A 10,977-nucleotide genomic window follows, 5' to 3' on the forward strand; every position below is an offset into this window, starting at 1 on the left:
CTATCGTTTGCTGATCACCAGCACGATCTCCCCGACTTCTATCCCCCATTTTGTCATGGTGGTCTGGTTAATCAGGGTGTCCGGTGTAATCAGGTACATCCAGTCATCCATGCGGACATCAATGGTGCCGTCGCCATAGGACACCCGCAGGACATAATTCATATTAATGGCATTGCCTTGCCAACGCATGGTGCCCGGCTCCACCACATCACCGGCATCGGCGTGCAATGCACCGTTGTCGGGTGTCAGCGTCCATACCCGGGTCTGGACTTCGCCGTCGTCGAAGCGGAACTCCTCATTCAGAGTGCCGATGCCGTTGCTGTCCCAACTGGCGGAAATGTCCGCATCGAAAGTGCGAATCACTTCGCCCGAGAAATCCTTGACCACACCCCGGGCAGAAAGTTCGCCGGTAAAAAATTCCTGGGGCGTCAACACCGGCCCGCGGTCACTGTAATCCTCAAGCGACGGCCCGGCACAGCCCGCAAGCAACACTGTCGCCAACAATAACCAGAGACAGCGGGGCAGACCAGTGATCCTGTTGGTCCCAATCGATATTTGCATGATATTTACACTCCCCTGGCGATTCAGAACGGATGGTCGGTCCTTCAAATACGCCTATAGCGTTGTTATCGATCATTAGGCAACGTCGACATCCATGCTCGCGTCATTTCAGCCAATTGTCCTTTCTGACAGGGGGCATGGCGGTTTCCGTCAATGGCAGGTCGCCGGCAATGCCGTAAAACATCGGGCAATGGAAACAGAACCACAGAGGTATTTGCTATGCCGGTGTACAAGGCACCCCTACGCGACATGAAGTTCCTGCTCAACGAGGTTTTCGACTACCCGGGGCACTACACACGATTGAAAACCGGTGAGAACGCCACTCCTGATATCGTCGATGCGATACTCAACGAATGCGGCAAATTCTGCGAAGAAGTCTTGAGCCCGCTCTACCAGAGCGGCGACGAGGAAGGCTGCAAACTGGATAACGGCGAAGTCATCACCCCCAAAGGCTATCGTGAAGCCTATCAACAGTACGCGCAGGGCGGATGGCAGGGCCTGTCTGCACCGGAGGAGTACGGCGGGCAGGGACTGCCGGCCTCCATGGGCCTGTTCAAGCAGGAGATGATGGGTACCGCCAACTGGTCCTTCTCCATGTACCCGGGCCTGTCGATGGGCGCCATGAATACCATTTTTCTTCACGGTAGCGAAGACCAGAAACAAACCTACCTGGTGCCGCTGACCGAAGGCCGCTGGGGTGGCACCATGTGCCTCACCGAACCCCAGTGCGGGACCGATCTGGGACAGGTGAAAACCAAAGCGGCCCCTCAGGAAGACGGCAGCTTCAAGCTCTCCGGTACCAAGATCTTCATTTCCTCCGGTGACCATGATCTGACCGAGAACATCGTTCACATTGTGCTCGCCCGTTTGCCGGATGCCCCGAAAGGCACCCGGGGCATCAGTCTGTTCATCGTGCCCAAGTTCCTGCCCGACGGGAACGGTGGCGTTGGCGAAGCCAATGGCGTGACCTGTGGCAGCCTGGAAAAGAAAATGGGGATCAAGGCCTCAGCCACCTGCGTGATGAACTTCGACGATGCCACCGGTTTCCTGATCGGCCCGGAGAACGAAGGGTTGAACTGCATGTTCACCTTCATGAACACCGCGCGGATCGGCACTGCCATCCAGGGTGTCGGCCCGGCGGAACTGTCCTACCAGTGGGCTCTGGATTACGCCAGGGAACGCCGCTCCATGCGCGCCCTGTCGGGTAAGAAAGAACCCGACCAGGTGGCCGACAGCCTGATTCACCATGCCGATGTCCGCCGCATGTTGCTGACCCAGAAAGCTATCGCCGAGGGCGGGCGTGCCATGCTGTACTACGCCGCACGGCTGGCCGATCACATGGTGGAAGGCCACACCGCTGGTGATGAGAAGAAAGCGGATGCTTACGATGACAGGCTGGGCTTTCTGACCCCCATTCTGAAAGGCTTCCTGACCGAGCTGGGCAACGAAGCCGCCAATCTGGGGGTACAGGTGTTTGGCGGCCACGGCTATATCCGCGAGCACGGCATGGAGCAGATTGTCCGCGACACCCGCATTGCCACGCTCTATGAAGGGACCACCGGTATCCAGGCGCTGGACCTGCTGGGCCGCAAGGTGCTGCTGATGACTCAGGGCGGGGCGGTCAGGGAGTTCACCCTCAAGGTCGCCAATTTTGCCCGCAAGACCCTGACTGACAAACGGGTACGGCCTTTCTCGGTGGAGTTGCTCAAACTGACAGCGCAATGGAATGTGCTTACGGTGCGGCTGATGCTGGCCGCCCGCAAGGACCGCGATGTGGTGAGTTCCGCTGCCAACGACTTCCTGATGTACAGCGGTTACGTGACCATGGCCTACATGTGGGCAAGGATGGCGGCGGTCGCTTCAGAGAAACTGGACAAGAGTGGTGACGACTCGGAAGACTTCTACCGTGCCAAGCTGGCCACGGCAGAGTTCTACTATGAACGCCTGCTGCCCCGGGCGCAGGCTCACGCCACCGGCATGTTGAGCCCGACAAGAAGCCTGATGCAACTGGCGCCCGAGCACATGGCCTTCACCGACTGAAGCGAGTACGGCCTGTAGTACGAACTTACAGGCCGTACTTGGTTTCGATGGCCTCAAACATGCCGGTTTCATGAACCTTTCGAAGCCCGGCGTTAAGCTTTTCGACCGTGGCGTCCGGCGTATCCAGGTTGATCGCCAGGAAAAGCTCGGTGTCGTTAAACGAGTAGACCGGATCCAGCCCCTCAACGTTCTGCTGGGACGCAAAATAAGGGCCGGCCAATCGGTCTGCGATCCACAGGTCAATCTGGCCGAGCTCCAGGCGTTTCGGGTTGAGGTCATCGCTGTCCAGAGTGGACACCTCGTAGCCGCGCTCGAGCAGGTATTCGGTCATTACGTCATTGCGATAGCCGCCAAAACGCAGCCCCCTGGCGTCCTCAAGGTTATCAATCTGCAGGTTTGTACCCGCCGGCGCGAAAATGGTCCAAAGGTTCCGGGTCAGCGGGCCAACCCATTTGAAACGCGGCGCGCGGGACTCCGTGTAGGTGGTGCAGAAAATACCGTGGTTACGCTTGCTGAGTGCCCGGTTGTAACCGTAATCCCAATTGCGCAGCTTGATCACGTAATCCAGATCGGTGTTGTTCAGGATGGCCTTGACCATTTCCGTGCACAGACCATCAATGTTGGTGCCGTTATGCTCGAACGCCCGGCCGGTAGCGCTCATGTTGTACGGGGGGAAGTTTTCGGTATACAGATACAGCTTGTCTGAAGCCTGGGCGCTGGAAACACCCGTCATCAAGACGAGGGCAGCGAGTAAGAACACTGGCAGGTTCCGCACGGTTTATCTCCTTGATATGCGTGGTCGCCATGAGCTGATGTCACGGTCTGTCATTCTCTGTGTCGCCGGAGTCTACCCCAGGTTTTCACGGTATTTGACAATAAAAATGTGTGTTTTCGTAATGGAATGAACCGGCATCTGCCTAGTCAGCAGACCCGGGGGCCGGCACCGGCATGCTGACGTACTCGCCCTGTGAAAAGTCGATCCCTAACTCCCTTACCTTTGCCTGAACCGGCTCGTTGTGGACAAATTCCGCCACCGTTTGAATGTCCAGACTGCGGGCGAACTGGACGATGCCACTGGTCACCAGGAACGCGGTTTGATCTTCATGGAGGTTGCGAATCAGACTGCCATCAATCTTGATGAAGTCCACGTTCAGGCTCAGCAGGTGGGAAAAATTGGAGTAGCCAGTGCCGAAATCGTCGATGGCAATACGGCAGCCATAGGGTTTGACCTGTTCGATGAACGTGCGGATGTCGTCGTAGTTGGTAATACCATCGGATTCCAGGATCTCGAAGATAACGCGATCGCCAATGCCTGAGGTTTCGATGGCGGAGAGGATCTGAGCGACGGTCTCCGGCTCGGTGATGTCACCGTAGGAGAGGTTGATCGAAAACTCGTCGTCGCGCCCGGTAAAACAGGCAAAACATTTCTCGATCATCAGTTCGGTAATTCGCCGGTTCAGCCGCAGTTTGTTGGCGATGTCCATAAAGCGGCCAGCACTGATCACGCTGCCATCCGGCTCCACCATCCTCACCAGGCACTCGTACTTGGAGATACAGCCGCTCTGGTTATCCTGGATAGGCTGAAACCACGGCACCAGGCGATCATGGTCAATGGCTTCTTTCAGGCGATTGGCCCAGTACAGATTGTTTTCGTAGTTTTCCTCAACCCCTACGGCCGGGTCATACAACAGATGATGGCGTCCTGTTTCCCGGGCCTGTAATACCGCCACTTTTGCCTGGCTGACCAACTGATCGGCGGCATCTTCCGACTTCCGGTTATTGCGAAGCGCGATGCCGATACTGACATCCACCGTCAGGCGCTGTTCCTGCCAATACACCCGGTCGCCAGTAACCAGATGCCGGACCTGGACAGCAAGCTGGTGAGCCACTTCCGGCGCCATTGCCGGTGCCAGGACAGCAAATTCGTCACCGGGAAGACGGTATACCCGAAAAATTTCGCGGTTATGATCGCGGCTGAACGCGGTCAATCGTGTGGCAACCGCCAAAAGCACATGGTCGCCACAGACATTACCGAACAAGCTGTTGATCTGGTTGAAGCGGTCCAGATTGATGATCAGCAACGCGGCTGCCTGGCGGTTCTGGAGATCCCGCAACAAACGGACACGGTTCGGGAGACCGGTAAGGTCGTCGGTATAGGACGCCTGCAATTCACGAATCAGCTGGATAATCCGGTACAACAGATACAGGCTCAGGATCAGCATCGCCGAGACGGTACCGACCAGAATCCGGTAATTGGTGCGCTCCATCGGCAGCAACACTGCATTGATCTCATTTCGCGGAACGCCGGCCCCGTACACCATGCCCCCAGCGGTGGCGGCATAGTAAAGCTCATAGTCTTCATTGCCCGCTGAGAGGCCTCGAGTGGTCAGTTCCCCGACCTCGCCCAAGGACCGTGCTGAGTCAACATCAGCACCAAGATCCAGCGCCAGGATGGCATCAATCAGGGCCTGCTCCCTGCGGGTGTCTTTCCCCTGACTGAGGCTCGATAGATTGCGATTGTTGCGGTCATTCAGGAACGCGAAACTGTGTTGGGTGACGGTGATGCGACTGACAACATCAATGATCTGGTCCGCGCCCCAAGCAGTTGTCGCCATGCCCAGCAGGTTGCCGTCACGATCGTACATAGGACTGGCGAGCGTCAGCACCGCGCGTTCAGTATTGAGATCGAAATACACCGGCGACCAGTACACGTGTCCGGAATTGTCGGGATCGGCCGTCCACTCCTGTTCCAATGTGCGACCGAACCAGGGAGCGTTGCGATAGTGGTCAAAACGGGATTCAGTATCCAGCCTTGTCAGTGTGTTGTCGTCGCTACCCTGCAAAAAGTAGGGCATATAGCTGGTGCCTGTTTCTGACAACACGCCCGGCTCAAACCAGAGCCCGGCACCCGCCGCTCCCTCGAAATCCTGCAAATGGGCGTTCAAGGTGTGCTCCAGGCTCCCACGCACTATAGACAGAGCACGACCGGACATCCCACTCTCGACCATCTCGTGGAAACTCTCACCAACGTTGGCGAGGGTAATGGTGTAGCTTGCCAAAGCGGATTGACGGGCATTGATGCGCGACAGTCCTGCACCCACCACCTCATTGATCTGTTGCCTCCGAAGCTCGGAGAGGGCATCCCGTGAGTAACTGAGATTCAGGCTGGATAACAGAAACATTCCGACAACAAACACCAGCAATAACAAACCCAGCATCCACATGATGGATTGGCGTGAGGACGGGGTTTTCCGACGAGTCAGGCGGCTGGGAAGTATCCCCGGCATTACGGATATCCTCGGGCAGTGAGTCAGGTGTCTCCGGCAGGGAGGTCTTCCAGATGCCGGTCCAGCGCTGCCTGTGCTTGCTTGTGGCCCCGCTTGGCAGCCTCAGTGTACCAATAAACGGCCTGATCCATATCCTGCCCGACACCACGTCCGGTGGCGTACATCTGGCCCAACAGAAATGCGGCTTCGCCAGAGGCAGGCGCCGCCTTTTCGGCCCATACCCGTGCACTGGCGTAGTCTTCAAAGGCATGGAAAATAATGGCCATATTGGACTGCGCGCGCACGTCGCCGTTGTCAGCCGGACCCTGGCAGGCCTCTCTGGCTTCACTGTAATTGCGAATGGCCATCAACAGGTAGCAGTCACTCAGGGCCTGGTCGGAAACGCCGCTTTCATCGGCAACGTCTACCGTGGCTGGCTCCGGCTCAGCACGAGGTTCGGGTTCCGGTGTCGACGGCTGCCGCTTCACCCGCTCCGCAAAGGCGGCAACCTGGTCCGGGCATGAGTAACTGTAGCCGGCTTGATAGCGCTGAAGCATCGCGTTAGTAGCCGGCTCATTGGCGTACTCTTCTGCAATGGCTTCACAACGCAGATCCCTTTCCCGTTCCACGTTATGTAGTACGGAAGCGCGGGATGGATCGTCGCGGTGCTCCGCAAGGTATTCCGTCAGCGGGTCGATGTACGGCTGGTCAAACAACGCCCGCTGTTCCCGTTGGTAGGAATTCGGCGTTTGCGGGTTAACGATCTTCTTCATCACCTGCCCGGTTCGTTCCAGCAAATCCGACGACGCCTTGGACAAGCGATCACCGTCGACGCTTGCGCATCCGCTTAGAAAGAGCAAAATCAGAAGACAGGAATACGGACGATACATCTACACTCACTAGCCGTTTTCAGCAGTCGATGAAGCGACTAGTTTTACACGGAAGAAGGCAGGTTCAAACCGTTTCTTTTGAGGCTTATTTGCCGATGCAAAAACTGCTGAAGATTTTCCCCAGTAAGTCATCAGGTGTCATTACACCAGTGATTTCCCCCAGAGAATCCTGGGCAGCACGAAGGTCCTCTGCCAACAGTTCACCGGCTCCATAGCCCTGTAACTGGTCCTCGCCCTGCAGCAGGGAAACGCGGGCCCGCTCAAGGGCATCCAGGTGACGACGCCGGGCGATAAAGCCGCCTTCGGTGGTACTGGCAAATCCCATGCACTGCTTCAGATGATCGCGCAGCACTTCCAGACCGTCCGCTGACTTTGCCGCAATGCGCACCACCGGCGCGGCACTGGCGTCCAGTTGCTCGATGCCCGCTGGTTCGCCAGTCAGGTCCACCTTGTTGCGGATGACGGTCAGGGGCGCGCCGGGTGGTAACTGGTCGATAAAGTCTGGCCACAGTTGATGGGGTTCGGTTTCCGGTGTGGTGGTGGCATCTACCATCAATAATATACGGTCGGCCTGACGAATCTCGTCCCAGGCCCTGGCAATCCCGATCTGTTCCACTTCGTCGGGGCTGTCCCGCAGGCCGGCGGTATCGATGATGTGCAGGGGCATGCCATCAATGTGGATGTGTTCGCGCAACACATCCCGGGTGGTGCCTTCAACTGCGGTCACAATGGCCGCCTCCCGTCCCGCCAGGGCATTGAGCAGGCTGGACTTGCCAGCGTTCGGACGCCCGGCAATCACCACCTTCATACCATCTCTTAGAATGGTGCCTTGCTGGGCTTCCTCAAGGATAACATCCAGGTCCTGGATAATGAGCTGCAGGTCGTTCGCCACTTTGCCGTCAGCCAGAAAATCGATTTCCTCTTCCGGGAAATCGATCGCAGCCTCGACATATATCCGTAGGTGGGTAACAGCCTCAACCAGGGCGTCAATTCTGCGGGAGAATACGCCTTGCAGGGAACGCACCGCACAGCGCGCTGCCTGCTCCGAACTGCTTTCAATCAGGTCGGCGATAGCCTCGGCCTGGGTCAAGTCCAGTTTGTCGTTCAGGAAAGCCCGTTCTGAAAATTCTCCGGGCCGGGCCAGGCGAGCCCCAAGTTCGCACACCGTTCTCAACAGCAGGTCCAGAATAACGGTGCCACCGTGGCCCTGGAGCTCAAACACATCCTCGCCGGTAAACGAATGGGGATTGGGAAAATACAGCCCGATACCTTCGTCGATCAGTTCCCCCCGAGTGTCCAGGAACGGCCCATAGTGTGCGTAACGCGGCCTGGGCTCGAACCCCAGCATCTGGCGCGCAATGGCCGTTGCCTGCGGGCCAGATACCCGAACAATACCCACCCCGGACTGGCCCGGGGCCGTGGCAATTGCTGCTATGGTATCGGTGGCATAAAACATCGTTACTTTCCCCTTCCCCCTTGCCCCTTGCCCCTTGGGGCCCCTGAAATAACAGAGGCTCCCAAAAGGAGCCTCCGCAATCACTGGAACCGTTGGATGACCGGTCAGCTCTTCTTGGCCGCAACTTCTGCTTCAATCTTGCGGGTAATGTACCACTGCTGGCTGATGGACAGGATGTTGTTGACCAACCAGTACAGAACCAGACCTGCCGGGAACCAGAGGAAGAACACGGTAAAGATCAGCGGCATCAGCTTCATAATCTTCGCCTGCATCGGGTCCGGTGGTGTCGGGTTCAGACTCATCTGCAACATCATGCTGGCACCCATCAGGATGGGCAGGATGAAATAGGGGTCCATGACCGACAGATCCTGGATCCACAGCATGAAGGGAGCATGTCTTAACTGGACACTTTCAAACAGCACCCAGTACAGGGATATAAAGACCGGCATCTGTACCAGTATCGGCAGGCAGCCACCCAACGGGTTTATCTTCTCCCGTTTGTACAACGCCATCATTTCCTGGGACATGCGCTGGCGATCGTCGCCATACAGTTCTTTCAACCGTGTCAGCTGGGGAGCTACCGCACGCATTCTTGCCATGGAACGGTAACTGGTCGCCGACAGTTTGAAGAACACCGCCTTGACCAGGACTGTCAGCAGGATGATAGCCACACCCCAGTTGCCAACCAGCCCGTGGAACCAGTCGAGAATAATGAACAATGGCAGGGCAATGAAGAACAGGAAGCCGAAATCAACCGTCCGGTCGAGGTTCGGGGCAACGTTCTCAAGGCGCTCAATGATCTTGGGACCGACATAGGCCTTGGCGGACACTTCGCTGGTTTGACCCGGCTCCACGACGGTCGCGGGATACACAAAGCCCATGACATAGAGCGGGCCACGACGAGTGGACTGGAACTGGGCCGGCTGATCACGTTCGGGCACCCAGGCCGCCAGGAAGTAATGCTGGAGGAAGGCCAACCAGCCATTGGTCACTGATTGGTTGATCGGGTTCTCGGAGAGATCGTCAAAATCGAACTTCTCGTAAGGATCTTCTGGCGAACTGACCACCATGCCCAGGAAAGCACGTATGCCCAGGCTGTTCTGGGCGGTTGGGTCCGGTGCCTGATCACGGACAATCTTGCCCGTCATGTTTGCCTGCCAGACGCTATCGGACTGGTTGTTGATCTGATAACGAACATCAATCTCATAGCTGTCACGGCTAAACAGATACTGTTTGGTGACTTCGACATTGTTGTCCGTGGTGAAGGTGAGATCGACCGTCAGTGTATTCTCGCCTTCCTGCAGTTCGTATTCTGACGCAGACGCGTTGTAAACCGGAGCACTGCCATTGCGTTTGCTGTCGATGCCATCGCGGCCAATCAGCCCGCTTTCCATGATGTAGGTGCGCTTGCTGGTATTGGTCAACACCCTCAGTGATTCTTCACTGTCCAGGGACCGGTCGTGCTGGAGTAGGGAACTCTCAATCAGATTACCGCCTACACGGTCGATCTTGAGCTCGTAGACATCGGTACGCACGGTGATGAGTTGATCACTGGCAGAAACGGAGGATGTCTCCGAGGCCGAGATTGTCTGGCCGTCGCCTTCCGGAGTGGTGAATTCTTCGCTTGAGGTATCCGGGCCACTGGCGCTCTCGCTCGGGAGAGTCATGTCATCCGTCGATGCAGGCTGGGTACTGGTACTGGCCTGTTCCGTAGCGGGTTGGGTCTGCGGCTGGTTATAGTCTTCATTCCAGGCAAGCACCATCATGTAACTGACAATGGCAAGGCCGGCAAATAATACAATGCGTTGAATATCCATAAACTTACTGTTTGGTCTGGTTAGCGTTATGGGTTTGGCTGGCCGGCCCGCAGCAGATGGAAGGTACTACCTCAGTGCGAACGTCAGTGCCCGGAACGGGATCATACCCGCCTTTTGCCCATGGATGACACCTCATTAGACGTTTGACCGAAAGAAAAAGGCCTCTAATGGCGCCGTGGGCGGTGATGGCTTCGACAGCGTATTGGGAACAAGTGGGGTAGTGACGGCAATGACTGGCCATCATCGGGCTGATCGCGTACTGGTAGACTCGGATGGGCAGGAGCAGCAGTTTGCGCATTAACCCGTTCCTTTGCCGGTACCGGAAAGTTCCGATGTGGTTGGTTTCTGGAGCTGGCGGTTTTTCTTCCTGAGGCGTGCCCAGAGCTCCGTCAGGGTAGCATTGAGCGCGGCATTATCAAGCTCCGTCAATCCTCGCCGTCCAAGAACCACGATGTCCAGGGCAGGGTATTCCCGTTCGTGCCTGAAGGTTTCCCGAACCCGGCGTTTAACGCGGTTTCGTTGTACAGCCAGTTTGAGATTCTTCTTTGAAAACACCAACCCAATCCTGGCGTGCCCCAGAGTATTGGGTGTGGCCAGGATCAGGAAATGTCGGTGCGGAACCCTTAGCTGTACGTCATCGAAGACTTTGCCGTAATCGGATGGCTTGAGCAGCCGGGACGATTTTGGAAAGGTCAAAGCCTTCATCAGGCGGTCAATGTCTTATGCAGACAGACGGGCACGGCCCTTGGCGCGACGACGGGAAATTACCTTACGGCCGTTGGCGGTTGCCATGCGGGCACGGAAACCGTGAACGCGCTTACGCTTCAGTACGCTTGGTTGAAACGTTCTTTTCATGGTGTCGGTCTCACATTACAGATGTTGGAAATTCAATCGTTGGCTGGAAAATGAACAGCCAAAACAGGAGCGGCATTCTATGCAATGTGGCG

10 protein-coding genes are annotated in these 10,977 nt (G+C 56.8%); 1 reads left to right on the plus strand and 9 read right to left on the minus strand.

The genetic code is table 11. The features are described from left to right. Nucleotides 1–561, minus strand: a complete 561-nt coding sequence (locus AXW11_RS05905) for a DUF3833 domain-containing protein (RefSeq protein ID WP_041332707.1) — start codon at nt 559–561, stop codon at nt 1–3. A 219-nt stretch (nt 562–780) separates the two neighbouring features. Between AXW11_RS05905 and AXW11_RS05910 the strand changes: the two genes are divergently transcribed. Continuing rightward, complete coding sequence (locus AXW11_RS05910; RefSeq protein ID WP_036211734.1) at nt 781–2,601, plus strand: acyl-CoA dehydrogenase C-terminal domain-containing protein; 1,821 nt, start codon at nt 781–783, stop codon at nt 2,599–2,601. A 25-nt stretch (nt 2,602–2,626) separates the two neighbouring features. Here AXW11_RS05910 and AXW11_RS05915 read toward each other — a convergent pair whose 3' ends face one another. The 8 genes from AXW11_RS05915 to rpmH form a co-directional block, all read right to left on the minus strand. Next, complete coding sequence (locus AXW11_RS05915) at nt 2,627–3,376, minus strand: substrate-binding periplasmic protein (RefSeq protein ID WP_036211737.1); 750 nt, start codon at nt 3,374–3,376, stop codon at nt 2,627–2,629. 142 nt (nt 3,377–3,518) lie between these two features. Next, on the minus strand, nt 3,519–5,888 hold the full coding sequence (locus AXW11_RS05920; RefSeq protein ID WP_228301408.1) for a bifunctional diguanylate cyclase/phosphodiesterase: 2,370 nt from the start codon (nt 5,886–5,888) through the stop codon (nt 3,519–3,521). A gap of 23 nt (nt 5,889–5,911) precedes the next feature. Further along, nucleotides 5,912–6,685 carry a tetratricopeptide repeat protein gene (locus AXW11_RS05925; RefSeq protein ID WP_158498349.1) on the minus strand — a complete coding sequence of 258 codons (774 nt, stop codon included), beginning with the start codon at nt 6,683–6,685 and terminating at the stop codon, nt 5,912–5,914. A gap of 157 nt (nt 6,686–6,842) precedes the next feature. Then, on the minus strand, nt 6,843–8,213 hold the full coding sequence (mnmE, locus tag AXW11_RS05930; protein WP_036211739.1) for a tRNA uridine-5-carboxymethylaminomethyl(34) synthesis GTPase MnmE: 1,371 nt from the start codon (nt 8,211–8,213) through the stop codon (nt 6,843–6,845). A 104-nt stretch (nt 8,214–8,317) separates the two neighbouring features. Next, entirely contained in the window at nt 8,318–10,030 is a 1,713-nt protein-coding gene (gene yidC, locus AXW11_RS05935) for a membrane protein insertase YidC (protein ID WP_091643224.1), read from the minus strand. A gap of 4 nt (nt 10,031–10,034) precedes the next feature. After that, nucleotides 10,035–10,328: a membrane protein insertion efficiency factor YidD gene (gene yidD, locus AXW11_RS05940; protein WP_036211745.1), complete on the minus strand. Its 294-nt coding sequence runs from the start codon at nt 10,326–10,328 to the stop codon at nt 10,035–10,037. Then, nucleotides 10,328–10,735 (minus strand): ribonuclease P protein component, encoded by a 408-nt coding sequence (gene rnpA / locus AXW11_RS05945; protein ID WP_036211748.1) that lies wholly within the window; start codon nt 10,733–10,735, stop codon nt 10,328–10,330. Before rnpA ends, yidD begins: the two co-directional genes overlap by 1 nt. Before the next feature lie 15 nt (nt 10,736–10,750). Next, nucleotides 10,751–10,885, minus strand: a complete 135-nt coding sequence (gene rpmH, locus AXW11_RS05950; RefSeq protein WP_008172542.1) for a 50S ribosomal protein L34 — start codon at nt 10,883–10,885, stop codon at nt 10,751–10,753. Nucleotides 10,886–10,977 lie beyond the last annotated feature (92 nt).

Source organism: Marinobacter sp. Hex_13, assembly GCF_001566815.1.
Taxonomy (GTDB): domain Bacteria; phylum Pseudomonadota; class Gammaproteobacteria; order Pseudomonadales; family Oleiphilaceae; genus Marinobacter; species Marinobacter salarius.

What these genes read in the sequence shown, in the direction of transcription:
- yidD (WP_036211745.1), bottom strand. Translation starts at nt 10,328, where the DNA reads ATGCGCAAACTGCTGCTCCTGCCCATCCGAGTCTACCAGTACGCGATC.
- AXW11_RS05920 (WP_228301408.1), bottom strand. Translation starts at nt 5,888, where the DNA reads ATGCCGGGGATACTTCCCAGCCGCCTGACTCGTCGGAAAACCCCGTCC.
- AXW11_RS05905 (WP_041332707.1), bottom strand. Translation starts at nt 561, where the DNA reads ATGCAAATATCGATTGGGACCAACAGGATCACTGGTCTGCCCCGCTGT.
- AXW11_RS05910 (WP_036211734.1), top strand. Translation starts at nt 781, where the DNA reads ATGCCGGTGTACAAGGCACCCCTACGCGACATGAAGTTCCTGCTCAAC.
- rpmH (WP_008172542.1), bottom strand. Translation starts at nt 10,885, where the DNA reads ATGAAAAGAACGTTTCAACCAAGCGTACTGAAGCGTAAGCGCGTTCAC.
- mnmE (WP_036211739.1), bottom strand. Translation starts at nt 8,213, where the DNA reads ATGTTTTATGCCACCGATACCATAGCAGCAATTGCCACGGCCCCGGGC.
- rnpA (WP_036211748.1), bottom strand. Translation starts at nt 10,735, where the DNA reads ATGAAGGCTTTGACCTTTCCAAAATCGTCCCGGCTGCTCAAGCCATCC.
- yidC (WP_091643224.1), bottom strand. Translation starts at nt 10,030, where the DNA reads ATGGATATTCAACGCATTGTATTATTTGCCGGCCTTGCCATTGTCAGT.